Annotated in this window: 23 protein-coding genes and 3 pseudogenes; 14 read left to right on the plus strand and 12 right to left on the minus strand. The window is 45.8% G+C overall.

Going from position 1 to position 26209, the window contains the following annotated elements; genetic code table 11:
* Positions 1-231: pseudogene (locus BLW34_RS08420) on the plus strand (hypothetical protein); the annotation flags it as partial.
* A 48-nt stretch (positions 232-279) separates the two neighbouring features.
* Here the strand turns inward: BLW34_RS08420 and BLW34_RS08425 are convergent.
* The 3 genes from BLW34_RS08425 to hemE are packed head-to-tail and all read right to left on the minus strand — an operon-like array spanning position 280 to position 3372.
* Entirely contained in the window at positions 280-1593 is a 1314-nt protein-coding gene (locus BLW34_RS08425; RefSeq protein ID WP_090578212.1) for a sensor histidine kinase, read from the minus strand.
* On the minus strand, positions 1580-2263 hold the full coding sequence (locus tag BLW34_RS08430; protein ID WP_090578215.1) for a response regulator transcription factor: 684 nt from the start codon (positions 2261-2263) through the stop codon (positions 1580-1582). Before BLW34_RS08430 ends, BLW34_RS08425 begins: the two co-directional genes overlap by 14 nt.
* 41 nt (positions 2264-2304) lie before the next feature.
* A complete protein-coding gene (hemE, locus tag BLW34_RS08435; protein WP_090543146.1) occupies positions 2305-3372 on the minus strand; it encodes a uroporphyrinogen decarboxylase in 1068 nt (355 codons plus the stop codon).
* Between the two features lie 532 nt (positions 3373-3904).
* Here hemE and rpsF point away from each other — a divergent pair.
* The 5 genes from rpsF to dnaB all read left to right on the plus strand — a co-directional run bounded on the left by rpsF (position 3905) and on the right by dnaB (position 6928).
* Positions 3905-4336 (plus strand): 30S ribosomal protein S6, encoded by a 432-nt coding sequence (rpsF, locus tag BLW34_RS08440; RefSeq protein WP_090578217.1) that lies wholly within the window; start codon positions 3905-3907, stop codon positions 4334-4336.
* Between the two features lie 14 nt (positions 4337-4350).
* Positions 4351-4647 carry a primosomal replication protein N gene (priB, locus tag BLW34_RS08445; RefSeq protein ID WP_090578220.1) on the plus strand — a complete coding sequence of 99 codons (297 nt, stop codon included), beginning with the start codon at positions 4351-4353 and terminating at the stop codon, positions 4645-4647.
* Positions 4648-4672: 25 nt separating this feature from the next.
* Complete coding sequence (rpsR, locus tag BLW34_RS08450; RefSeq protein WP_090543152.1) at positions 4673-4951, plus strand: 30S ribosomal protein S18; 279 nt, start codon at positions 4673-4675, stop codon at positions 4949-4951.
* An 18-nt stretch (positions 4952-4969) separates the two neighbouring features.
* The gene (gene rplI, locus BLW34_RS08455; protein ID WP_090543154.1) at positions 4970-5425 is read left to right on the plus strand and encodes a 50S ribosomal protein L9; all 456 of its coding nucleotides are present in this window, start codon (positions 4970-4972) and stop codon (positions 5423-5425) included.
* Positions 5426-5533: 108 nt separating this feature from the next.
* On the plus strand, positions 5534-6928 hold the full coding sequence (gene dnaB, locus BLW34_RS08460) for a replicative DNA helicase (RefSeq protein WP_090543156.1): 1395 nt from the start codon (positions 5534-5536) through the stop codon (positions 6926-6928).
* 43 nt (positions 6929-6971) lie between these two features.
* Here dnaB and BLW34_RS08465 read toward each other — a convergent pair whose 3' ends face one another.
* Both BLW34_RS08465 and BLW34_RS08470 read right to left on the minus strand, forming a co-directional pair.
* Positions 6972-8486: a YifB family Mg chelatase-like AAA ATPase gene (locus BLW34_RS08465; RefSeq protein ID WP_090578223.1), complete on the minus strand. Its 1515-nt coding sequence runs from the start codon at positions 8484-8486 to the stop codon at positions 6972-6974.
* Positions 8487-8599: 113 nt separating this feature from the next.
* Positions 8600-8881 (minus strand): accessory factor UbiK family protein, encoded by a 282-nt coding sequence (locus BLW34_RS08470; RefSeq protein ID WP_090578227.1) that lies wholly within the window; start codon positions 8879-8881, stop codon positions 8600-8602.
* A gap of 185 nt (positions 8882-9066) precedes the next feature.
* On the opposite strand from BLW34_RS08470, the gene BLW34_RS08475 reads away from it, so the two are divergent.
* The 4 genes and pseudogenes from BLW34_RS08475 to BLW34_RS08490 all read left to right on the plus strand — a co-directional run bounded on the left by BLW34_RS08475 (position 9067) and on the right by BLW34_RS08490 (position 12591).
* Positions 9067-10068 carry an aminoglycoside phosphotransferase family protein gene (locus tag BLW34_RS08475; protein WP_090578335.1) on the plus strand — a complete coding sequence of 334 codons (1002 nt, stop codon included), beginning with the start codon at positions 9067-9069 and terminating at the stop codon, positions 10066-10068.
* A gap of 27 nt (positions 10069-10095) precedes the next feature.
* Positions 10096-10782 carry an N-acetylmuramate alpha-1-phosphate uridylyltransferase MurU gene (gene murU / locus BLW34_RS08480; protein ID WP_090578338.1) on the plus strand — a complete coding sequence of 229 codons (687 nt, stop codon included), beginning with the start codon at positions 10096-10098 and terminating at the stop codon, positions 10780-10782.
* A gap of 170 nt (positions 10783-10952) precedes the next feature.
* Positions 10953-11765, plus strand: a pseudogene (locus BLW34_RS08485) (IS982 family transposase).
* Positions 11766-11787: 22 nt separating this feature from the next.
* Positions 11788-12591, plus strand: a complete 804-nt coding sequence (locus BLW34_RS08490; RefSeq protein WP_090578229.1) for a TrmH family RNA methyltransferase — start codon at positions 11788-11790, stop codon at positions 12589-12591.
* A gap of 13 nt (positions 12592-12604) precedes the next feature.
* On the opposite strand, the gene aroC is transcribed toward BLW34_RS08490, so the two are convergent.
* A complete protein-coding gene (gene aroC / locus BLW34_RS08495) occupies positions 12605-13777 on the minus strand; it encodes a chorismate synthase (RefSeq protein ID WP_090578233.1) in 1173 nt (390 codons plus the stop codon).
* Between the two features lie 200 nt (positions 13778-13977).
* Here aroC and hemF point away from each other — a divergent pair, with 200 nt between their 5' ends.
* The gene (gene hemF / locus BLW34_RS08500; protein WP_090578236.1) at positions 13978-14874 is read left to right on the plus strand and encodes an oxygen-dependent coproporphyrinogen oxidase; all 897 of its coding nucleotides are present in this window, start codon (positions 13978-13980) and stop codon (positions 14872-14874) included.
* Between the two features lie 261 nt (positions 14875-15135).
* Here hemF and rsmA read toward each other — a convergent pair whose 3' ends face one another.
* Genes rsmA through BLW34_RS08520 form a run of 4 tightly spaced genes read right to left on the minus strand, consistent with a single transcriptional unit; the run spans position 15136 to position 20631 of the window.
* Positions 15136-15909 carry a 16S rRNA (adenine(1518)-N(6)/adenine(1519)-N(6))-dimethyltransferase RsmA gene (gene rsmA / locus BLW34_RS08505; protein ID WP_177165991.1) on the minus strand — a complete coding sequence of 258 codons (774 nt, stop codon included), beginning with the start codon at positions 15907-15909 and terminating at the stop codon, positions 15136-15138.
* A 54-nt stretch (positions 15910-15963) separates the two neighbouring features.
* A complete protein-coding gene (pdxA, locus tag BLW34_RS08510; RefSeq protein ID WP_090578242.1) occupies positions 15964-17004 on the minus strand; it encodes a 4-hydroxythreonine-4-phosphate dehydrogenase PdxA in 1041 nt (346 codons plus the stop codon).
* On the minus strand, positions 16970-18334 hold the full coding sequence (locus BLW34_RS08515) for a peptidylprolyl isomerase (protein WP_256203701.1): 1365 nt from the start codon (positions 18332-18334) through the stop codon (positions 16970-16972). The genes pdxA and BLW34_RS08515 overlap by 35 nt, the downstream gene beginning before the upstream one ends.
* 41 nt (positions 18335-18375) lie before the next feature.
* A complete protein-coding gene (locus tag BLW34_RS08520) occupies positions 18376-20631 on the minus strand; it encodes an LPS-assembly protein LptD (RefSeq protein ID WP_090578245.1) in 2256 nt (751 codons plus the stop codon).
* Positions 20632-20920: 289 nt separating this feature from the next.
* Between BLW34_RS08520 and BLW34_RS08525 the strand changes: the two genes are divergently transcribed.
* Entirely contained in the window at positions 20921-22903 is a 1983-nt protein-coding gene (locus BLW34_RS08525; protein ID WP_090578248.1) for a DNA repair helicase YoaA, read from the plus strand.
* On the opposite strand, the gene BLW34_RS08530 is transcribed toward BLW34_RS08525, so the two are convergent.
* A complete protein-coding gene (locus BLW34_RS08530) occupies positions 22895-23389 on the minus strand; it encodes an SRPBCC family protein (protein WP_177165992.1) in 495 nt (164 codons plus the stop codon). The genes BLW34_RS08525 and BLW34_RS08530 overlap by 9 nt on opposite strands.
* Before the next feature lie 651 nt (positions 23390-24040).
* On the opposite strand from BLW34_RS08530, the gene BLW34_RS08535 reads away from it, so the two are divergent.
* Complete coding sequence (locus BLW34_RS08535; protein WP_090578250.1) at positions 24041-25000, plus strand: 2-hydroxyacid dehydrogenase; 960 nt, start codon at positions 24041-24043, stop codon at positions 24998-25000.
* A gap of 242 nt (positions 25001-25242) precedes the next feature.
* Positions 25243-26046, plus strand: coding sequence for a hypothetical protein (locus BLW34_RS08540; protein WP_090578253.1), 804 nt, complete (start codon positions 25243-25245; stop codon positions 26044-26046).
* 33 nt (positions 26047-26079) lie between these two features.
* Here BLW34_RS08540 and BLW34_RS08545 read toward each other — a convergent pair.
* Positions 26080-26181 (minus strand): annotated as a pseudogene (locus BLW34_RS08545) (PhnA domain-containing protein); the annotation flags it as partial.
* Positions 26182-26209 lie beyond the last annotated feature (28 nt).

The raw sequence follows: 26209 nt of genomic DNA on the forward strand, positions 1-26209 counted from the left end.
CACCGAATGGATCGTTGCTGGTTACAGGGAAAACTGGGCGATGCGCTCCATGCAGTACTGTGTGCAACGGGTTACAACCTACGCTGGTTGCTGCGAGCAATGGTTCGCCTGGGGCTGAAGACGGCTTTTTTACGCATTTTATTGCTTCAGCTGGTCAATTCTATCAGGAGCGAACTTCTGACTGTTGATGTGAATACTCGGCATGCTAAATCTACATTAGCAGCCGGGTGAATTTTGCAGGGCCGACTAAATACCTACAACACTAGAAATTCTTATGCCTTAAGGAAAAAGGATATGAAAAACTGCTCCATTTCCAGGGGTGCTATCAACTTCAATCTTCCAATCATAGTAATCACAAATACGTTTAACAATCACGAGCCCGATTCCTAATCCTTGCGTTTTTTTAGATCCACGAAAAAAGCGTTCATAAAGAAAAGGCATGAAAGCAGGCTCAATACCAATACCTGAATCGGCAATTGATAAGCACTTATTATTAAAGCTGATCCGAATAAACCCCTGCTCAGTATATTGGACCGCATTTCGTAGTATATTAACAAGGACGGTATACAATGCCTGTCTATTTAAAGTCAGCACAAGACCTGGTTTAATGGACACGTCAAGCGCAAGATTTTTTTTATATATTTCCTCACAAAATTGCTCAACTGCATCATAAACACACTCAGCAATAGCAACAGGCTCCATCGTACCCAAAGCCTGCTCGCGCGCCAGAAAGAGTAATGCTTGTACTTGCTCACTCATACGGAAAGAGACCGCCTCGATATTTTTTATTCGAGTGTACGCTTTACTGGATAAATTTTGTTCAGCAAGCAGTAATTCACAGCTAGTCAAAATAGCTGTAATTGGAGTGCGAAGTTCATGACTAATATTGGCGGTAAACTCCTGTTCACGCTGCAGCATTCGCACGATGCGGTACTGGTAATCTTCCAGTGTGCGCGCAAGCTGCGCAACTTCTTCATCCTGGCCAGGCTGACTCAATGACACACACTGGATATTATTCGAGACCAGACCTTGTGCATTATGATTGGCGGGTAACAAACGCTTTACTCGTTCGGCCAGATCCGTTACCTGCTTTACCAACAAACCAGCAAGCAAATACCCTATCAAAAAGGCAATCGCAACAACTGTAATCAAGGATAAGACAACGAGAAACCTAAACTCACGCTGCCGCTGCTCATGAAGTCCAATTTGGTATGCAACAATAAATTTTGCGTCATCTGCATGTCTAACTAAAATACGAATTTCCTCACCATAATGGAATATTTTATGCGACCCAGAGGTCAGTCTTTGCAGATAATCAGGCAAATGCGAATCATCGGTACCGTTATGTATCATGTAACTTCTAAGACTGGATCCTACTTGCGGCGTAAAGCTGGTATGCTGACGGTAGTGATGAATCACATGATTCATCTCAGTCTTCATAATCTGTGTGATATGCGCTTCTTCAATATCATCAGAAGCAAAATAAAGACTGACAGCAAGCGCACCGACAGTGATGATAGAGAAAATTGCAAGCGCCAGCGTCACACGCAGGCGAATGCCACGCAGACGAATGCCGTATTTAGTCTTGAACACCAGAACTCAGACAGTAACCTAGACCATGAACCGTTTCAATGGGATCATATCCGCCAGCTTTTGTTAAAGCCCGTCTCAGTACATGCATATGACTACGCAGCGTATCACTCGTTTCCTGCTCTTCTTCCCAAGCTTCATGCTCCAGCTCCTTGCGACTGAAGACGCGCCCTGGTTCACTCATCAATAGCGCGAGTAACCGAATACACTTCGGTGGCAATTTAACATCATGATCCTTAAAACGAATCGATAACGTTTTTGGGTCAAAAGAAAGATCACCCACTTCCAATTTTCGTACAGCAACTTTTCCTTTATATCGCTTATGCATCGCGGTTAAGCGCGCTTCAACTTCTTTAAGTGCAAATGGTTTAACCAGATAATCATCCGCTCCATTCTCAAAACCGATTAGCTTATCTTCTAACGTATCACGCGCTGTTAGCATTAATATTGGCACATCAATTTCGCATTCATGACGAAGCTTGTGGCATAACGTCATACCGTCTAATTTAGGTAATTTCAGATCGAGCAAGATGACATCAAACGATTGCGTGCTTGCAAGACGAAATCCTGTCATCCCATCAAGCGCGGCATCAGCACTATGACCACGCGATTCCAGGTAATCATAAAGATTCGTGGCTATCGCCTGGTCATCTTCGATAATGAGTATACGCATATGCAAAAAATATTGATCGTGATCGTATTAGAGACAACAAACTAATCCATATGATACTTACGACTAAGTGTATGAACAGCTTCCACAAGAGTCAATGCATTTTCGGGAGGAGTAAACTGAGAAATCCCATGACCAAGATTAAATACATGCCCGGTACCACGACCATAACTAGCCAAAACTTTTTCAACCTCAGCAGTAATCGTATCTGTTGTGGCGAATAATACCCCAGGATCAAGATTTCCTTGCAATGCAACGCTATCATGCACGCGGCGACGTGCTTCACCAATATCTATTGTCCAATCAAGCCCTATCGCATCACATTGACTATCGACCATTTTTTCCAGCCACAGCCCTCCACCCTTAGTAAAGATAATGTTGGGAATACGCACCCCATCCTGCTCACGCTTTAACCCTGCAATAATTTGCGTCATATAATTCAAAGAAAACTCCAGGTAAGCAGAATGCGACAACGCTCCACCCCAAGTATCAAATATCATGATAGCTTGGGCTCCCGCCTCAATTTGAGCATTCAAATACGCTGTGACTGCCTGCGCATTGATATCGAGAATATGGTGCAGCAGATCAGGGCGTTGATATAGCAAGGTCTTGATTTGACGGAAATCGGTGCCTCCACATCCTTCCACCATATAGCATGCAAGTGTAAATGGACTGCCGGAAAAACCGATGAGCGGAACCTGGCCACTCAATGCCTTACGAATTTGTGAAACTGCATCGATAACATAACGCAAATGCACATCAGGATCAGGCACGATAAGAGAACGTATTTCCCATTCTTCACGCAAAGGTCGCTCAAATCGTGGCCCCTCTCCTTCTGCAAAATATAACCCCAATCCCATTGCATCAGGTATGGTAAGAATGTCGGAAAATAAAATGGCAGCATCCAATGGAAAGCGGGCTAATGGCTGCATGGTTACTTCCGTGGCAAAATTAGGATTCTTGCATAACGATAGAAAATCGCCTGCACGAGCACGTGTCTGGTTGTATTCAGGCAAATAGCGTCCAGCCTGTCGCATCAGCCATACAGGAGTATATTCAGTCGGTTGACGTAGTAATGCCCGTATGAGGGTATCATTTCTTAGTTTTGTCATTGAATGATCTATCTAATTTTTATCGATAATATAATAATATTAATGGTTGACAGAAAAAATTAATTCAGTAGAAAATTTTTCCAATTTAGTCTCCAAATTAACTGCGTATGTTACCAGTGATTGGCTTTAGGTTTACACATTTCAATTAAGGAACTCTTGGACAAGTTCAATTTCCTTGTTCCCATGCAGGCCGGGAACCCAGAAAACGAAATTATAACAAGGCCAAAAATCAACGGACTGAATACCCGCCTTCCCCGACCAGAGTCGAGGGTAAGCTTCGCGGACCTGACGACTTTCTTCAGAAACGCTTTAGCCAAGTAATTTATAAGGTAATTATATCCAGTGCCTCGCATCCAGTCTTCTTAGCTTCGACACACTTAATCCTAGCTTAGGATAGTAAAGTTATTTTGATGTTTTCCAATTAATTCAGTAAAATACGTTGCGTTACTATAGTGTTGTGGCTGCACTTTTTTAAACCTTGCTTCATCGCAAACATACAATATTAGCGGGAAGCTTTACCCATAGGGATATTATGAGACATTACGAAATTGTTTTTATCGTTCACCCAGATCAAAGTGAACAAGTACCTGCGATGATTGAACGCTACCGCGGGATCGTTACATCAAAAGATGGAAAAATTCATCGTGTCGAAGACTGGGGGCGCCGTCAACTTGCCTACCTTATTCAGAAAGTACACAAAGCGCACTATGTCCTAATGAATATCGAATGTAACCAGGAAACGCTAGGCGAGCTTGAACATGCTTTCAAGTTCAGTGATGCTGTACTTAGACACCTAACAATCAAAATGGATCAGGCCATCACCACACCATCAATCATGATGCAGGAAGATAAAGCCAAGCTATCTACAGCTAGTGATGACGTAGGAGATAATCCAGAAATCGCACAAAAAAGCACAGAAGCCGGGATAGAGGATATATCTGAAAAAACCAGCGCTGAAGTCTAGAATCAGGTAAGCTATTGAATTGTAATCAGACTATCATTTGCGGGAAAATTGTAAAGCTTGCCCAGTTGCGTTATACCCCTGCGGGGAAAGCAATTATAGAATTCGAGATAAGCCATATCTCGAATAAGATTGAGGCAAGCATTCAGCGTCGGGTAACTTGCGAAATTTTTGCTGTAGCATTAGCTGATATGGCTAAAACAATTTCTGGCATGGAAGTTGGCAGCGTCGTTAAGCTAACTGGATTTCTTGCAAAAAGAAATAAAATCAGTACCCAGCTAGCATTGCATGTAACGCATATCGATACCATATAAATATTTAGGAAATAGGAAAATCACGATGAGATTCACAAGAAATAAAGATAGTAAAATCAAAGCCAAGGAAAAAATGGCTAATCGTCCATTATTTAAACGTAAAAAGTTTTGTCGCTTTACAGTAGAAGGTATCAAAACGATCGACTATAAAGATATCGATATATTGAAAGACTTTATCAGTGAGAATGGCAAAATCATTCCTGCTCGTATTACCGGAACAAAAGCATATTATCAGCGCCAGTTAAATACAGCGATAGAGCGTGCGCGTTTTCTTGCGTTATTGCCCTATACTGATCGACATTGAGAGCTGAGGAGAAATATCATGCAAGTAATACTAATGGAGAAAATTGCAAGCCTCGGACAATTGGGTGACATCGTCAACGTTAAAAGAGGGTATGCTCGTAATTACCTGATACCACAAGGCAAGGCTAAATGGGCTACCGAAACGGCGATCGCTGATTTTAAATCCAAGCGTGCTGAGCTAGAGAAAAAACAGGCAGAGGCCATGACAAGTGCTCAAGCGCTCGCAGCAAAACTGGATGGATTGCTTGTGCAAATTACCCAGAAAAGTGGGTTGGATGGTAAATTGTTTGGCTCAGTTACCAATTCAAATATCGCTGAAGCACTTAAAGATCAAGGCTATTCTATTGATAAATCAATGATTCGTATGCCAGAAGGCCAACTCAAACAAGTAGGCGATTATACGCTTACCATCGCTCTGCATAGTGATGTATCGGCACATATTACCGTGTCAGTTCTGGGCGAAGCTACTGCCTAAGCGTTTCTAATTTTATTATGAAAAGGACTGGCAACAGTCCTTTTTTTATTCTCATCATTCAATGATAGAATCTTTTCTATCAGTGTTTGTAGATTCTATCGGATTCCTATGGTTCAATCCCCAATTAGCATAGCTCATAATGAGTTATTAGAAATTTACAAGACACCACCTCATTCAGTTGAAGCCGAACAATCGGTATTAGGTGGATTAATGCTGGATAATCACGCATGGGACAAAATAGCAGATATCATTACTCACACCGACTTTTATCGGCAAGATCATCAGCTCATCTATCACCATATCTGCAACCTAATAGAGCAAAATAAACCTGCTGATGTTATTACTGTAGCGGAATCACTTGAAAACACAGCTGAATTACAGAATGTTGGAGGACTGGCTTATATCGGTTCGATAGTACAAAATACGCCAACAGCTGCTAATATCCGCCGCTATGCTGAAATAGTGAGAGAACGCTCCATTATGCGTAAGCTTGCTCAGATCAGCACACAAATCGCCGACTCTGCCTATAATCCGGCAGGACGTTCTGCATCAAACCTCTTGGACGAAGCGGAAAGCAAAATATTTGAGATTGCTGAAATTGGTGCTCGTGGCAAGCAGGGGTTTATCGATATCCAGCCGCTATTAAAGCAGGTCGTAGAACGTATTGAAATGCTGTATAGCCGCGACAATCCGAGTGATGTCACGGGCATTGCATCTGGTTTTCATGATTTAGACCAGAAAACCTCAGGCTTTCAGCCTGGAGACCTTATCATCGTGGCAGGTAGGCCATCTATGGGAAAAACAGCTTTTGCCCTTAATATTGCAGAACATGTGGCATTAGCACTCAATAAACCAGCTGCTGTATTTAGTATGGAAATGGGTGGCGCACAACTCGCGATGCGTATGCTGGGCTCAATAGGCAGGCTTGATCAACACAAGGTGCGCACTGGACGCTTGGAAGATGAAGATTGGCCAAAACTCACTCATGCATTGGGCAAATTGAATGACGCACCTATCTTTATTGATGAAAGCGCTGCATTAAATGCCCTGGAACTTAGGGCCCGATCACGACGACTTTATCGTCAGCATGGAGAACTGGGATTAATCGTAGTCGATTACCTCCAGCTCATGTCTTCTCATACCCAAAGTGAAAACCGCGCTACTGAAATTTCTGAGATTTCGCGATCCCTCAAAGCTTTGGCGAAAGAGTTACAAGTACCTGTCATTGCGTTGTCACAACTTAATCGTAGCCTGGAGCAGCGGCCCAACCCGCACAAACGCCCGGTTATGTCCGATTTGCGTGAATCAGGCGCCATAGAACAAGATGCGGATGTCATTCTGTTCATTTACCGAGATGAAGTATACAACCCAGATACCCAGGATAAAGGAATCGCCGAGATCATTATTGGCAAACAACGCAATGGCCCAATTGGAAAAGTCGATTTAACCTTTCTAGGGGAATATACACGCTTTGAGAATTGCGCCCGACCTGAATATTATTGAGCGGGCAACCGATTGGTCCGCACTTCGATCAGTAAAAAATTTACTAGTCTCGATCCAATCGTCGATATTGTATGGCTTCTGCTATATGCCTGCTATTAATCTGCTCACTTGCTGCCAAATCTGCGATAGTGCGCGCCAGCTTTAAGATACGATGATACGCCCGTGCAGAAATATTCAAACGGGAAAATGCATGCTCCAATAAATGCTTACCCTGTTCATCCAGTTTGCAATGTTTATCTATCTCATGCACCTTCAAAACAGCATTCGTAGCATTCTGCCGCGCGAGTTGATACTGACGAGCAGTCTCGACACGCGCCCTCACCATGCGGCTTGATTCACTTTTCCCTTGATGCAGTAAATCCTGTTGCGGTACCGCGGGTACTTCAATCTGCATATCGATACGATCAAGTAGCGGGCCAGATATTTTTCCACGATAGCGCGCCACCTGATCAGGCGTACAGCGGCACTTCCCACCATAATGACCTAGATAACCACAAGGGCATGGATTCATCGCGGCGATTAACTGAAATCTCGCAGGAAAATTAGCTTGCCGTGCTGCTCGAGAAATTGTGATATAACCCGACTCGAGTGGTTCGCGGAGTACCTCCAGTACTCTACGGTCAAACTCCGGCAGTTCATCCAGAAATAACACACCATGCATTGCCAGAGAAATTTCTCCTGGGCGAGGAACGCTGCCACCCCCCACCATGGCAACGGCTGATGCGGTATGATGAGGCGAACGAAAAGGGCGACGCTTCCAGTTAGTGATATCGAAGTGTCCGCTCGCAAGCGACTGCATGGCAGCGAACTCAAGCGCTTCTTGCTCCGTCATAGCGGGAAGAATGCCAGGAAGGCGTGCAGCCAACATCGATTTTCCTGTACCCGGTGGTCCAATCATCAAAATACTATGACCACCTGCAGCGGCAATCTCCAGGACACGCTTAGCATGTGCCTGACCTTTTACTTCGACTAGATCCGGGTGACGGTCTAAATCATCCGCATTGATAACATCAATTTCAGAAGGCGCTGCGTGCTGCTGTAACGACTCATGCCCGGTTAAATGTGCGCAGATCTGAAGTAAAGATGTTGCAGGATAAACGACCGCCTCCTTGACCAGGGAAGCTTCTGCAGCATTGTGCTGCGGTAGCACAAAGCTGCGCCCTGATCGTAATGCGCCATAGGTCATGGCTAACGCACCATGGATAGGTCGCAACGCCCCACTTAAGGAAAGCTCACCTACCCATTCATACTGATCGAGCTTATCAGTAGGTATTTGTCCGGTTGCAGCCAGTATGCCAAGTGCGATAGGCAAATCAAATCGACCACTTTCCTTGGGCAAATCCGCTGGTGCAAGATTGACTGTAACACGCTGCGCTGGGAATTTGAATCGCCCATTTTGTAGCGCAGCCCGCACTCTATCTTTACTTTCCTTTACTTCCGTCTCAGGTAATCCAACAATCGTGAAACTGGGTAAACCATTAGATAAATGGGTCTCCACGGTGACCAGTGGCGCTTCCATACCTGATAGTGCACGACTATAAAGGATAGCCAGCGACATGAAGAATAAGGAGTGTAATAGAAATATCTCCTGTTATCAGCGAGTTAATAAGCTCACACCAGGGAAACCGGGCAACCAGAAATCTAACTACCAGGAAATATTTACTCTAAATTCTAGCCTTCATAATTTGCATCGCCTACAACAGTATCTGAGGTAGTAGGCTTCAATTGATTCTCCAGTGCCGCAACTTTTTCTTCTAGCTCGGTCAATTTTGCGCGTGTACGTTTAAGCACTTCTTGTTGCACATCAAACTCTTCACGCGTCACCACATCCAAGCGAGAAAGCATGCTTGTCAGCATGGCGCGCATATTCCTTTCAATATCCTTAGCTGGACTTTGCGCCACAATTTCACTGATCTTGGCGCCGATTTCATCCAGAACGTTTTTGTTAATCATTTTTTTCTCCATTAGCATTGATTAATTACCGAGTACCAACTATATAAGCCTGGTTACAGCATTTACAAGATAAAATCGCATACTTCAAACAAATAGGCAACCAGTAAACGAGTATCGAAGGCTGTTACAAAACAAAATCCTGTGCGATGATCCTTTTCTTTTTTATACAATATTGATTCATGACTATCGAACGTTTGCAACTTCTGGAGAATTGGATAAAAGCAGAATTTCCTGGTAAATCTTTCGAGCTTTCCCCTGCTTCTGCTGATGCCAGTTTTCGTCGTTATTTTCGTATCACGATAGATACACAAACCATGGTTGCCATGGATGCGCCACCGCAGCTGGAAAACTGTACGCCTTTCCTCCATGCAGCTAAAGTATTTGCCACAGCAAACGTTCATGTACCTACTATATTGGCACAGAACCTGACGCAAGGTTTTTTATTACTCTCTGACCTGGGAAGCACCACTTACTTACAAACACTGGAAACAAATCCAGCCGCCGCAGATGAGCTTTATAAGGATGCAATCGATGCGCTGATTAAGATTCAGCTGATCAGTCAGGTGCATACATTCCCTGAATACGATGAAACGTTGCTCAGGAGAGAATTAGATTTATTTCCGGAGTGGTACATTGTCCGGCATTTACAAGTAACACTTAATCAAAAGCAGGTCAATGACATGACCATCGTCTTCTCACGCATTCTTCAGAATAATCTTGCTCAACCCCAGGTATTTGTTCATCGCGATTATCACTCCCGCAATTTAATGATGACCACCCCCAACCCAGGTATTATTGATTTTCAGGATGCAGTCCATGGTCCGATTACCTACGATCTGGTTTCTCTATTTAAAGATGCCTATATCCATTGGGAAGAAGCACAAATATTGGACTGGGTCATCCGTTACTGGGAAAAAGCGCGCAAGGCAGGGCTCCCCGTAACGGCTAATTTCTCTGATTTTTATCGAGATTTTGAGTGGATGGGTATCCAACGCCATCTCAAAGTACTGGGTATTTTCGCACGGCTTTACCATCGAGATCATAAAGATGCCTATCTCAGAAATATGCCACTGGTTATGGATTATTTACGCAAGGCATGCAAACGCTATCGGGAACTTCATCCACTGTTTGGTCTATTGGATCAGCTTGAAGGCATTCAATCCACAAAGATTGGTTATACCTTCTAAGAGATGTTAGATCATTCATTTAAAGCCATGATTCTAGCAGCAGGCCGAGGCGAGCGCATGCGTCCTCTGACCGATACGTTACCCAAGCCATTGCTTCGTGCCGGAAATCGAATGCTGATCGAATATCATCTACAAAATCTGGCACAGGCTGGTTTTATAGATATCGTCATTAATCATGCTTATCTAGGTTACAAGATCGAATCGGCATTAGGTGATGGTCAGCGCTATGGACTCACTATTACTTATTCAAAAGAGACTACCATACTGGAAACAGCTGGTGGAATAGCCAACGCGCTCCCCCTGTTAACTAATCTCTCAGCAAGCCAGCCTTTCCTGGTCATCAATGCAGATATATTCTGCCAGATGGATTACCGCACCTTACTAGCGGTATTGCAGCGATTCCAGACAAATCCTGATGGCGATCTTGCTCATTTAATCCTGGTCGATAACCCCCCTCATCATCCTGACGGTGACTTTTTTCTAGAGCAGGGTCGGCTCGCAACATCGGGGCATCACAAGCTCACTTTTAGCGGCATTGGTGTGTATCACCCTACACTCTTCAACCAGGTCGTGCCTGGCATCGCAACCAAACTTTCACCTTTATTACGCCAAGTAATCACTTCAGACAAAGCGAGCGGGGAGTATTACCCAGGCATGTGGATGGATATCGGTACACCAGAACGATTGCAATTGCTTCATGCACAGCTTTTGTGAAAGTAACTCCGTTACTGAATTCCTCAATAATCATCCATTTATGCCAGGCTTTCAATCGATGGTATTAAGTAACGTGAGTTCGATGCAAGAAAAGCTGCAAAAGGAATCCGAATTCCTTATGATGAAACGATTTTAGGAAAGAGCTTCATCACGAGAGGAGTCAGATTCCGATGGATACTATAGCGATTTTTTGTGCGATTGACGATTTTTGCCAGGAGTTTGAGTCGTGGTGGGGTTTCATCTGTCGGGTTACCGGACTAAGGACTGTTACCTTCAGGTATTGAGGAATGAGCGGCCTTATTTTCCAGGGCTGGTGAGTTACAATCGCTTTGTTGAGCTGTTGCAAGGTAACGCTGGTGCCGTTGAGCTGTTTTCTGATCAGCCGTTTTAGGCGCGGCAGTGGGATGAGCTTCATTGATTCGACCGGGATCAGTGCATGTCACAATCGCCCCATCTGGTCACATAAAGTAATGGCAGCATTTGCTGCCAGAGAAAAGACCCGCGTAGATTGGTTTTATGGATTCAAGCTGCACTTAATCATTAATGACCAGGGGGAATTACTGAGCGTGAGAATAACGACAGGTAATGTCGATGATCGTGACCCGGTGCCAGAGCGGGCACGTTCCTTATTTGAAAAACTCTTTGGTGACAGGGGCTATGTCTCCCAGCCGCTCTTTGAGCAACTCTGGGAGGAGAACGTACAACTCATCACCAAGCTGCGTAAAAACATAAGAAGCAAGCTGCTGCCGCTGTTTGGCAAACTTTTGTTGCGTAAACGTTCGATCATGGAAACTGTCAACGATCAACTGAAAAACATCTCGCAAATCGAGCATTCTCGTCATCGCAGCCCATTTAACTTTTTTGTTAATCTGATAGCCGGACTGGTAGCTTACACATTCCGTGAGAAAAAACCCTCACTTAATCAAACCCTCACAAGCTCTTCCAGTCGTGCTGATGTAATCCTTATGTCGAACTCACGTTAAGTAACTAATCATCTCTAAGTTCATGCACTCCATTACCTCCCGCGAACATGTTCTCTTCAAGCAGCTAGTCAAGCTGGAAAAATCATCACGGCAGCGGCGATTGGATCGTTTGACGTTACTCGATGGTACGCATCTCATTCAGGCCTATCATGCTGCACAACGAGTACCGCTCAAACTGATCGTGAATGAATCGAGATGCGAACATGCAGAAATAAAACACTTGTTGAGCGAATTTAGTAAACGCGCTGAAATCAATATCGTGACCTTCAGTGATGCCTTGTTTAGGCAGATATCCCCTGTCAAAACGCCGACCGGCATCCTGGCACTCATTGCTATCCCCCCATCCGAACCTAATACTGTTAATGATAATCAGGTATTTTGTGCATTGCTGGAAGCGATACAGGATCCCGGCAATCTGGGTTCAATACTGCGTTCAGCTGCCGCGGCTGGCATCAGTGATGTTTATTTATCCGATGATTGTGCGGATGCCTGGTCTCCCAAAGCACTGCGGGCGGCAATGGGAGCGCACTTCTCGCTGACCATTCATGAGCAATCCGATCTGGTACAGGTAGCCCAGCATTTTCACGGCAAAGTCATTGCCACCGCTTTACAGGCTACACAGCATCTTTATGAGACCGATCTCAACGGTCCGGTTGCATTTGTGTTTGGCAACGAGGGTGCAGGATTGTCGCAAGAAATACTCCATGCGGTCAGCGAGCAAGTCATGATTCCCATGTTGGACAATACGGAATCACTCAATGCTGCTGCTGCTGCAGCGATTTGTTTTTTTGAGAAAGTCAGGCAGCAATCCTTCTCAAATGTTTAAACATCGAATTTGGTCAGGCTTCCTCAGGTTCCGGATCATCGGCCAATGGCGGTCTTGACTCTGATGAAGAAGTTATCGTGATCTTGCTTCCGATGGCTCCTGGGATGCGGGGTGTTTCGCATACCACATCAGCATTTTGTGCGCGATGACGCAAGGCATGGTCCATCAGCACCAATGCCAGCATAGCTTCGACGATAGGTGTCGCGCGTATGCCGACACAAGGATCATGCCTGCCATGGGTTTCAACAATCGCTGGATGACCTGCCTTGTCGATGGATCTTCTCTCCAGGCGTATGCTCGATGTCGGCTTGATCGCCACATTGACAGTAATGGGTTGACCCGTAGAAATGCCACCTAGAATGCCGCCAGCGTTATTGCTCAAAAACCCCTCAGGGGTCATCTCATCCGAATGCTCTGTTCCCTTTTGACTGACACTGGCAAATCCCGCCCCAATCTCCACACCTTTAACAGCGTTAATGCTCATCATGGCATAAGCGATTTCTGCATCCAGCCGATCATATACGGGCTCTCCCCAGCCCACTGGCACTCCCTCGGCGACGACGCTGATTTTTGCACCCACTGAATCGCCGGATTTGCGCAGGCAATCCATGAAGTCTTCAAGCTCAGAGACGATACTGTTATCCGCAGCAAAAAATGGATTCTGGTTCACATCATCCCACTGTTTGAATGGCATGATGACAGACCCCAACTGCGCCATATAGCCTCGAATGATAATGCCATAGGTTTCATGCAGCCATTTCCTGGCGATAGCCGCCGCTGCAACCCGTACCGCAGTTTCACGCGCGGAAGCACGTCCGCCACCACGATAATCGCGAATACCATATTTTTGCCAATAAGTATAATCGGCATGTCCGGGGCGAAATACATCCATGATTTTGCTGTAATCCTTGCTGCGCTGATCTTCGTTGCGAATCAACAAGGCGATGGGTGTACCCGTCGTTTTACCTTCAAATACACCCGAAAGAATCTCGACGCTGTCGGCTTCACGCCGCTGCGTAACATGGCGCGAGGTTCCCGGTTTGCGCCGATCCAGTTCTCGTTGAATATCTTCTTCTGATAAGGCCATTCCCGGCGGACATCCATCCACTACGCAACCAATCGCCGGGCCATGCGATTCACCAAACGATGTGACACAAAAAAGTTTTCCAAGCGTATTACCAGACATTCTATTTTTTCTCGTTATATCAGTAGCTCAAGTCTAACATATGCCGATACGGATTTTCTCACTGTGGTTCGCCAGAGAACATTTTCAAACATGTGATTGTGACCGAATTTCTTTCCTAGCCGTGTGCCTATAGGTAGAATGATACCTACGATTAAAAGTCATTATCTAATTGATGTTACTGAGCTGAAAAAGGAGCAATCATGAATACAGCGGAAGTCAAAGCGTTTCTCACTGATTTACAAAAAAGAATCGTTGCAGGATTAGAGCAGGTAGATGGTAAGCCTTTCCTGCATGACGCCTGGGAACGCCCGGAAGGAGGCGGTGGACTAAGCTGCGTGATTGAAGAGGGTAATATATTTGAGCGAGGGGGAGTTAATTTTTCTCATGTCCATGGTAGCGGTTTACCTGCCTCAGCCACTGCCGCGCGACCTGAATTAGCGGGTCGTTCATTTGAAGCCGCTGGCGTATCACTGGTCTTGCATCCTCGTAATCCTTATGCCCCCACTGTGCATATGAATATCCGTTTTTTTGAAGCCAAAAAAGAAGGTTCAGAGTCTGTTTGGTGGTTTGGTGGCGGGATGGATTTGACACCCTATTATGGCTTTGAAGAAGATGCTATTCATTTTCACCAAACCTGTAAAAGCGCGCTCCAACCTTTTGGTGATGACTACTATCCTCGCTTCAAAAAATGGTGTGATGAGTATTTCTACTTAAAACACCGCAAGGAGCCACGCGGTATTGGCGGTATTTTTTTCGATGATCTCAATCAACCCGATTTCGCAACTTGTTTTAACTTAATGCAAGGTGTAGGAGATCATTTTATATCCGCATATGTTCCGATTCTGGAAAGACGTCTCAATATACCGTATGGGGAACGTGAGCGTGACTTCCAGGCTTATCGTCGCGGACGCTATGTCGAATTCAATCTGGTTTGGGATCGGGGAACGCTTTTTGGCTTGCAAACAGGCGGACGCACCGAATCTATCCTGATGTCACTGCCGCCGATCGTCAAATGGCGGTATAACTGGACACCTTCAGCAGGCAGTGCAGAAGCTGCGCTCTACTCTGATTTTCTGATTGGCAAGGATTGGGTGTAGTTTAGTTATTATTATTATCTAAGAATTATCACTGAGCGCCATAGAAACTAACCCTCACAAGAATAACTTTGGGCCTGTCTGACTGCAAAAGGACGTTACAAGTGGTTGGGTTTTATCGAAAAGTCATATTACATGGCTGCCTGTTCTTGCATCTATCCATTCATGAACAACCGTTATAGGTGCAGTACGAACCTCGCATGTTCCGCCTTTACCAAGATTGTTCACAGCTAAGCGCTCTATGCATGAAATCAACATTGACCGTCATTTCATTCCTTTTACATAATTGGCGATAGCTGCAAATTGCTCCACGGATAAATTCTCTGCCCGCAAGCCGGAATCCAAGCCTAACCCATCAAAATCAGCGGGCTTCAGATAATCACGCAAGGTATTGCGCAATGTTTTGCGTCGCTGCGAGAAGGCGACTGATACAACTTTGGCAAATAACGGTTCCTCCTTAACAGGAACGATAGGTTGCATCAGCGGAAGCATGCGCACAATGGCTGACTGTACTTTTGGGATAGGACGGAACGATTCTGCCGGAACAGTCAGGATTTGTTCCATCTCAAAACGATTCTGCAGCATGACCGATAAGCGTCCATAATCTGGGGTGGAGGGGATAGCCACCATGCGCTCGACGACTTCCTTCTGCAACATGAAATGCATGTCGAGAATATGAGAGCAGAATTGATTGAGGTGAAACAGAAGGGGTGTAGAAATATTGTAAGGCAAGTTACCAATGATGCGTAATGAGCTGCCCAATTGAGAAAAGTCGAACTTCAGTGCATCTGCTGAATGGATGGTTAATTCATCTTCAGTAAATTCCCGGCGCAACCGCTCAACGATATCCCGGTCAACTTCTATGACTTCAAGATGATCCAGCATTTGCAGCAATGGACGCGTCAATGCGCCTAATCCAGGACCGATCTCAACAAGCCGATCTCCCCTCGACGGTCGGATGGCTTGAATGATTTCAGCAATAATCTGGGAATCAACCAGAAAATTCTGACCAAAACGCTTGCGAGGAATATGCTTCACTATCTAATCAATAAGTAGGCTTAGGCTGATCTAACGGGGGTGGCTTATGGAATCTCAGGATTGCTGCGAAGCATGCTGCTTTTGAGCCAGCGCGATTGCCAATTCTATGGCCGCTCGTAAACTGCCTGGATTAGCCTGTCCTGTTCCCACCAAATCAATGGCGGTGCCATGGTCCACCGACGTTCGAATAATCGGAAGCCCCAACGTAACATTGACCCCCGTCCCGAAACTTGCATACTTGAGCACAGACAGTCCTTGATCATGATACATGGCAAGAATACAATCATAATCCTTCAATCGTGCTGGATTGAACAACGTATCAGCCGGCAAGGGCCCAAGCAAATTCATGCCTTCAGCACGAAGTTTGTTCAGTACCGGAATGATGATATCGATCTCTTCACGCCCCATATGACCAGACTCCCCCGCATGAGGATTGAGTCCTGCAACGACAATACAGGGATTCTGGATAAAAAAGCGGTCAACCAACTCATGGTGGATAATGCGTAATTTTTGTTCCAGCCTCTCAGCCGTAATCGCCGTAGCAACCTCTTTCAATGGCAAATGCGTGGTAGCAAGCGTTACGCGCATGCTACCGCCCACCAACATCATGACCACCTGGCTGTGTGTCATTTCTGCCAGGTACTCGGTATGCCCCGTAAAAGGTATGCCTGCTTCAGTGATGATTCCTTTGTGAACAGGAGCCGTCACCATGGCATCAAACATTCCATTTTGACATCCTTGTACCGCATATTGCAGCGTTCTAAGTACATAGCTCGCATTCGCCGAATCGAGTTTACCGGGAGAAACCGGTACGTTGACCGGTGTATGCGCGATTTGCAGACTACCAGGTTCATGCTCACTGAAATAAGCAGCGGGCCTCTCAATTATTTCCAGGGGCAACCGTAACAATGCTGCGCGCTGTTGCAACATGTCACGATCAGCAATGACCACGAGTCGACAAGATAAAGCTTCCTGCGCAATTTGAACACACAAATCGGGACCAATACCCGCTGGCTCGCCAGCCGTCAATGCAAGGATGGGCATGTATTTCAACTCAAGGCTACCGCTGAGTATCTTCAGACCGGTATTCCACATAAACCTGATCGCGTAGCTGCTGCAACCATTCCTGCATTACCATTTCAGCCTTCCGTGCGTGGATCGCCTTACGTGCAGTTTGGCGCTGCTGCTGCTCACTCACATCTTGTGATCGGCGCTCGATTACCTGAATCAAGTGCCAACCAAACTGGGTTCTTACAGGTGTGCTAATTTGGCCAGGTAAAAGCGCATCCATGGCTTGTTCAAACTCACGAACAGTATCACCGGGAGAAAGCCACCCGAGATCACCCTCCGATGAGGCGCTGGCATCTTCAGAATAAGCCTTCGCCGTTTCTGCAAAATTAGCCCCTTTATCAATGCGATCTTTGATCTGCAAAATCATACGATGTGCATCATCTTCTGATATCAGCTCGCTGATTTTAATAAGAATATGCCGGGCGTGCGTTTGATTGATGATGACCACAGGGGTTTCTTGCGGGCGTCGACCCAGTAACTTGAGAATATGAAAGCCTACAGGACTCTGAATGAGGGGTGTCACTTCACCGGGTTGCATGGTAACCAGCATTTCAGCAAAAGTAGGCCCCATTTGCATGATAGGCCGCCATCCAAGGTCTCCACCCTGCATGGCATTGGGCGCATCAGAAAATTCTGCTGAAACTTGTGCAAATTCAACACCCTCTTGCAATTTTCTCAAAGCAGCTTCAGCGCGTTGATGTTTTGCTTCAACCTGAGTTGCATCCATTTGTTCTAGGATCTGAACCAGAATATGTGCCACATGATATTCATCATTACCGATCGATGAGGTTTCCTGGGTACGTAGAAAATTGTCTATTTCACCTTCTGTCACATTGATACGACTGCTTACTTCCCGTTCCTTTAATCGCGTCACTATGATTTCATTGTGTATCTCATCCCGAAATTGACTCAAACCGATGCCATCCTGTTGGAGCGCGGCATAGAATTCTCCCATCGATAGATTATTCTCCTTGGCGATATTGCGAATCGTTTTGTCAAGCTCAGTATCGCTAACGGATATGCCCAGCTCCTTCGCACGCTGCAACTGTATCCGCGTAAGAATAAGACGTTCCAATAATTGTTTCTCCAGCACGTCCGAAGGTGGAAGTTGTACTCTCTGTTTCTGCAGTTGTCTGGTGGTATTCTGAATTACATCATTGAGTTCATTGCGGGTAATGATTTCCTCATTAACGACAGCAACAATATGATCGACTGGAATCACCTGATTGGGAGCAACGGTCTGTTCTGCAATGGCTTTTCCCGCCACTGCCATGATGGTTAGCATCAATACAATTTGACAAGAAAATCCTGCCTTATTAATGAGATAGTTAGCTATCTCGACTATATTCTTCACAATACCCACTTATTCCGATTATTTGTATTAATCTAATTTGCTTACTGTTCGCTTGTTCGCGCATAGCCCGGAATTCCCTGCCGTAACACTCGTATCGGATTATTCCCCATTCGCATCAAGCCGTTTAACTCAAGTTGGACAAAAAATGCGGTAGAAGTTTTCTCCGTTGCCGTAATAAATCGGTTAAGCACCATGCGCAATGACCAGCAGCATGAATTGTATTCCAATCCTACCAGTCCAGCCAAAAGCTTATCATCCTTCAATGAATAGTTAATACTTGCCATTCCTTGCCAATTTTTCAGGAATGGCCATTGAGTTGATGCGTCCACCTGCTCCAGACCCACTCCTGGCGGTAGGAAAAATGGATTGGTTTGTACCAAACCAGGTATCCCCCGAGTATAACGATAGCCAATATTGAACACCTTGCCTGGCTGTGGGTGATAGCTTACGCCAGTACGAATTTTTTCTGTGCGGAATTCACTTTCATCAAGCTGAACACTCGTATCAGTCGTAATCACAGGCGTAATACGTCCTGAAATAGCCGCAATAAAATCTGATTTATTACTGGTGGTTTGTTGTGTACTTAGCACTACGTTCCGGTCTGCAAAACGTATCCGCTGACCTGCTGCTAGCCGTAATCGCTCATTACCTGTTGTTGATTCAATGAGACGAGAAGTTAAAGCAAACGTAATTTCATTGGCATCATTGATCCGGTCATGGCCACTGAACCGGTTCTCAGTAAAAATCTGTGCGAAGCTGAAATCCATCTCGGCTGATTCAAAATTGGGAAAAACAAGACCATCCTGATTCCGGAATGGGACATAGAGATAATAAACACGTGGCTCGAGCGTTTGCACAAACTTTTCATTCCTGAACATCGTATCCCGTTCAAATACAATGCCACTATCGAGACTGAATATCGGTACGGTACGATCGAGATTGGTATCTCCCTTTGCGCTCACCGGCTCATTCAAATTATATCGGGTGTGATGCAAACTTACCTTGGGTTTGATATAACCAAACGACGTTTGCAAAGGCACGCTGACACTGGGGAACAGCACCAAGCGCAACCCATCGGCCAAGCTTAATTTTTGTCCATCTGGCAAACGTTGGCTTTCGAAATAAAAGTTCGTCCAGATACTGGTAAAATCAAGATCAATTCCATAGATATTCCGTTGGGACGCTGTCAAGGAGAACTGGGGTAAACGCTTGTAAGGAGGTGTAATGAGGTTCCTGGGATCCTGAAGCGTTTGGAAATTCTGAACGAGCGTAGTAAAGTTTATCGCGTTATTATGACCCAAACTACCGTTATAAGAGGTAACTACCTGCTGCAACAGGTTGGTTCTGGATGTAAGGGCAACGTTATTGCCCAGATCACGGAAAAAGTCACGATCAGAAACCAGATTGTAGTCAAGATTACCCGTCCAGCCTCTACCCAGATACTGAGTATGGTTCAAGAACAAACCATAGCGAGTATCATTGGTTATCAGATCATCAGGCAATATATCGAACATCGCATGCCCACCCAGTGTCTCACCCATATAGCGGAATTCGTTATTGAGCATGATGCCGCGCTTGCTCATGGCTCGCGGTGTGATCGTTGCATCGTAGTTAGGCGCGATGTTCCAGTAAAAAGGCAACGATACTTCCACGCCACTTCTCGCCGTATTCCCCATAATGGGTGCAAGAAGGCCTGTTTTTCGTTTCCCGCTATAGGAAAAATTCAACCATGGCGAATAGAGAATGGGAACATTCTTGAATGAAACACTGACATGACGCGCAGTCGCTATTTGCTCCTCATGATCGATTTCCAGGTCTTCTGCTCGTATGAACCAATCATTGTTTCCGACCGGGCAAGTCGTATAGTTCCCCTTTTTTATCCGATAATGATCTTCTCCTTCAAATAAAAACAAATTCCCGTCTCCACGCCCACCTCCTTCTTTTAAATAATAACTGGGCTGATGCAGTTCCCCGGTTTTACTTTCCAGATTGAACCTGAGATGCGTTCCTTCCACCACATCTTTTTCTCGTTCAAGATGTACCTTATCCTCAATTACGGCATCTTGAGTAGCAGGAAAATACTTCATATGCTCGGCTGATATTACCTGATCGCCGCGCCGCAACTTGGCCTTTCCTGTAGCTTCTACTTCTCGTTGAGGATAACCTTCTATTTGGTCTGCCTCAATGTACACCGGCTGTTCATTTTTCGGTTGATTAGGCTGTTCAGTCGCGATTGCGACAGCAGATGAACCAATTAAAATGAAAAAAACGAAAACTTGAATAAAAAAATTGTTCATTACGCGTATAGTCATCCTGAAAATCTTTTTTCAGGTGATGGTTGCTATAGTCAGGTTTTCACCCTACCGATATGATAGGAATGATATAAAAGTGAGATAAAAACTATCATTTCATATTAACGAGCACTGAGCGAAAGTTCTCAATTCAATTTCAACAAATAAAAGCAATCAACCCGTTCAATATCGATTTTCAGGATCTGCTTAAAGTATGCAGAATTAAATTAAACCAATTTGCTCTACCTACCACTCATTCCATGAAGGCGTTATTTTAGCTGACAAAAATTTTTCCATGTCTGATCTTGCTACTATTTTTTCTGAGGATGGCCTGCTGGCCCATACCATACCGGGCTATCGTGCCCGTACCCAGCAATTGCAAATGGCGCAGGCCATAGCAGATACGATTGCGCATCATGGTGTGCTCGTAGCAGAAGCCGGTACTGGCACTGGAAAAACATTTGCTTATCTGGTGCCCGCTCTACTCATGGGTGGCAAAGTAATTCTCTCCACTGGCACTAAAACATTGCAAGATCAGCTATTTAACCGGGATATTCCGACCGTACGCGCAGCACTGAAAACCCCGGTTACGGTTGCGCTGCTGAAAGGCCGTGCCAATTATATCTGTCATTATCATCTGGAAAGAACATTACAATCCGATCGTCTCAGTTTCGCATCCCGTGATGAAACCAAATATCTAGGACTGATCGAACGCTATGCCAATACCAGTCGGCATGGGGATAAAAGCGGGCTCAGCAAAGTTCCGGAGAATGCGGCCATATGGCAGCATGTAACTTCCACTCGCGATAACTGCCTCGGCTCAGAATGTCCGAATTACAAGCAATGCTTTGTCATGGAGGCGCGCAAACGCGCGCTCTCAGCCGATATTGTCGTGGTCAATCATCATTTATTCTTTGCTGATGTGATATTACGCGATGAAGGACTATCCGAGTTGCTACCTGCCTGCAATACGGTCATCTTTGATGAAGCGCATCAGCTACCGGAAGTCGCCAGCCTGTTTTTTGGCGAATCAGTCAGCACCAGTCGGTTGTTGGAGCTCGCGCGCGATACCGAGGCAGAGGCATTGCTCAATGCCAAGGACTTCGTTCCACTCCCCGAAGCAGTGGCTGCCATGGAAAAAGCAACCCGTGATTTACGTTTAACCATTGCTGGAGAAAACTCCCGCCTGCCATCCACCACAGTGATGCAAAATCCTGACTTCAAGGATACATTAACCATTCTGCAGGAAAAACTCACGCAACTCGTCAGCCTACTTGAAAATCAGGCGGTTCGCTCACAAGGGCTGGAAAGCTGCTGGCGCCGCGCTACTGCCATTCTTGCCAGCATCAAACGCTGGTGCGAGCAAATCGAAGACGAAGGCTATGTTCGCTGGGTGGAGACGTTCAGCCATGCCTTGCAGCTCAATGCCACCCCTTTGTCTATCGCTGAAATATTCAATAAACAGTTAAATGCTTCGCCGCGCGCCTGGATATTTACCTCGGCAACCCTAGCAGTCAAAAACGATTTCTCCCATTACAACCAGGCGATGGGATTAGCAACTGCCCAATCAATCAGCTGGAGCAGCCCATTTGATTTTTCTCAGCAGGCACTGCTTTATGTTCCCACCCACCTCCCTAATCCCAATGACCGCAGCTATACCGAATGTATGGTCAAGGCCGCGCTGCCGGTATTGCGAGCCAGTCACGGGCGCGCATTCTTTTTATGTACCAGCTTGCGCGCCATGCAGCAGGTCTATGAGCTATTACAAGCAACGTTTGAACAGGAACGACTTGATTTCCCATTATTACTGCAAGGCCAGGGATCACGCACCACCATGCTGGAGCGTTTTCGCGAGCTGGGCAATGCTATCCTCATCGGCAGCCAATCCTTCTGGGAAGGCGTTGATGTGCGGGGTGAAACGCTCTCATTGGTCATCATCGACAAATTGCCATTCGCCTCGCCGGATGATCCAGTACTGTCAGCGCGTATCGAAAAAATCAATAAAGAAGGCCGCAATGCCTTCATGGAATATCAATTGCCTCGCGCTATCATCAACCTGAAGCAAGGTGCCGGACGCCTCATTCGAGATGAGAATGACCGGGGGGTGCTGATGATTTGTGATCCGCGTCTGATTACCCAATCCTATGGCAAGCGCATCTGGCAAAGCCTGCCACCCATGAAACGCACCCGGAATCTAGCTGACGTAGAAAATTTTTTTGCTGGAAACAAGCAGCAATGTCTTAATAACGCCATTCACACTGAGCGTCATTCACATTGAGTGTGTCGAAGTGTGAACGGACTCCAATCTGGCATTCAACAAGCGCGCTACCCCCTCTGCACCTTGCCGCATCACCTGATGATGATTCCAACTGAACACAGGCCGTGCAATCGGGGCAATCAAATTCATCCACAGTCGATTGGTACGTACCCGCCACTCATAGCGCACCACAGTCATAGCGCCCTCATAAGAAAAATTCCACCGCCCGATTCCAATCACTTCACCGCTGGCCTGCCCTTCTATTAGGGTAAGCGGCACAACACGCGTCACACGCATATCGAAAGTAAACTGGTAAGGAATTCGTCCCCTCCAGGTAAAGCGATGCACACTCTCTACTCCATCCGCATCACCAGGAAAAAGCTTTTCCACCTTCTCAACCCCTCTCCACCATTTGGGCCAATCCAAGCAATCGGAAATAACATCGTACACCTGGGATAAAGGCGCACCAATGCGCCATTCCGTAACAAAATTAAATTCTGTCACCATCACCTTATTGATCAAAAAAACCCATGGGAAACTCCGAATTAATTTGATATTCCGACATCTCAACCACCTCAATAAAACTGCCATCTGCCTTGTAACTCATCACCTTAGGCGGAAAACCAGTCGCCATATCTAATTATGGCTGGCACCGTGATACAGCACCGACACTAAAACCACCCTCCCCTTCACATTAACCCGAATATTTCATAAATTCGCGTGATGATCACGCAGGATTTTGATTAATAGGGAAGTTTTGAGAAAGAGGGGTGTAGTGACTCATACACCCGACTGAGCAAAATCTTTCTTATTAATCAAAAGACAAGTGAGGGCACGTGCCAATTTATGAAATATTCGGGTTAATCTGCAAGGCCGACTGACCGGCTCTCGAATCTGTACTGGATTGTCTTTCTTCTATCTTAGCGAAATTATTGCATCTGTATACCTTTTGTTAGAAACTATTATAAGAGAATTCATTTCTAGTCAAAGCTTTCTGGCTGCTCACGTAAGTTATATGTGCTACTAAACCCTAAGGAATGAAGTCGTTAGCAACTATTTTAGACCTGCCTCCCACTTCCAAGCGTTTGACAACCCATCGGGCTTTCATTACATTTCGTCAAGGCATGAATTATTCCTCTACTCACCAAAGGCAATCATATGCGTGCAGTTTTTCTTGATTTTGGTTCCGTCACCCGTGGTGATATGGATTGTACGATGCTGGAGCAGGCTATCTCGCCTTGGCGCTATTATGATGAGACCACCATGGAACAGGTTGCAGAGAGAATTAAGGAAGCAGAGGTGGTGGTCAGCAATAAGATATCACTGGATCGTGCAGCAATATTTGCTGCGAACCGCCTGAAATTAATTTGCATTGCCGCTACTGGCTATAACAATGTTGACCTCATCGCAGCGGCTGAACGCAATATTCCTGTCTGTAATGTACGGGGTTATGCCACAAATTCCGTCGTGCAGCATGTGTTCATGCTCATACTGAATCTTTCGCGCCGTTTTGTAGAATATCAGCAGCTGGTAAAAAATGGCGGCTGGCAGACGAGTATCCATTTTTGTCCCCTCGATTTCAGTATTGAGGAATTATCAGGCAAAACCCTGGGCATCATCGGATACGGCGAGTTGGGTAAAGCAGTAGCTGAAATAGCCAAGGCATTCGGCATGCAATTATTGATTGCCGACCATAAGGGCATGCCCGCTCGCCCTGGGCGAATAGCCTTTGATGAAGTCATCCGACAGGCAGATTTTATTACTCTGCACTGCCCGCTCTCAGAGGAAACCCGCGACCTGATCAGTCGAAGGGAATTTGAGCTGATGAAACCCTCAGCCTATCTCATTAACACTGCACGTGGCGGACTGGTGAATGAAGCGGATCTGCTGCATAGCTTGTCCTCCGGCCGCATCGCCGGGGCTGCCACTGATGTTTTGCAAAAAGAACCGCCTGTTAATGGCAATTTACTATTGGAATACCCGCAACCCAATCTGATTGTTACTCCGCATATCGCCTGGGCCAGCAAGGAATCCAGGCAACGCGTACTTGATCAGACTGCGAACAATATTCAGAATTTTCTCCAGAACCAACCATTCAGCCAAGTCAAGGACGCTTAAATCCGGTCCACTATGCAGACTCAATGGAATAACTGCCCCGCGATAGGGGGCACGTTCATTTCCTTGGTTGATTGATTGATTGCACTAACTGACTGGCTCAATACTCCAAATTAGCATTACGCACTGATCACGGCTGGCTATCGTACCTGCGACCTTATGACCAGGATGCTCCAGCGGTCATATCTATTGCTATTGCTATTGCTATTGCTGATCTGTTTCATAACAGGAGGCGCTATGGCACCATGCATGTTGTTGCCCCCAATTTCCGTTCACTCCTCAAACAATGCATCCTTTTTTACAAAAACACTGACATGACAAGCCTCTCGTTAATCGAAACAGAAGCCCAAGAGCTGATCAGGCGATTACCCGAGTCACAGCATCAAGCACTGCAAGCTGTGCTGATTGAACTTTGTGAAGCACATTGGCACACACTGCGTGGACCACAGCCGGCAACACGGCTGGCACGGATACTATGGTCAATCACTCCACCGCTGGCAGATTTGTTTATCGATCTGTATGCCACAGGAGGGAGTGCACGGTCGAATGATGTACTGCCTGGCTGCAATTTGGCAAGAAGTCTAGCGCTGCTCGTGCTGGTAGAAATCCGGCACGGCAATGAATTTGGCGTGCACATCGTCCATGAGCCGATGAAGGCATTCGAAACAATCTCGCCACCCATCTCATGGCTTTATCGCATTGCTGCATTGCTGCGTGGAACACTCGACGTACCCTACTTACATCACCACGACCGGCATGATTCGCTGTGGAAAGCACTGGCTGTAATTGCTTCACACACCAAGCGCCTCGATTTGCCCGCGATGCAGGAAGTTATTCGTTTACTTGCGGAATTTCCGGATCAATCTGCTGCAACCACCGATACTGCATTGGAAAAGCTACGCCATGATGTGGAGGATGCGGGCATTCACTTCCTGGAAATCGAAAATAGCCTTATTCACTTTGAGCAACATCATCATGCACACAAACCTGTACGCATCAGGCAACTGGGCGAGCTGTTGATGGAAATCAGACAGCAGTGGTTAAGGTGACAAAAAAAGAAGTAAAAATCAGAAAACCCTAATCTACATCTTCTTTACAAACTCTGCTTTCAGCTTCATTGCCTCAATACCATCAATCTTACAGTCTATGTCATGATTACCCTCGACTAGGCGAATGTTTTTGATTTAGCTCCGACATTACCTGATTGAAGGA

This window comes from Nitrosomonas sp. Nm58 (assembly GCF_900107335.1).
GTDB lineage: Bacteria > Pseudomonadota > Gammaproteobacteria > Burkholderiales > Nitrosomonadaceae > Nitrosomonas.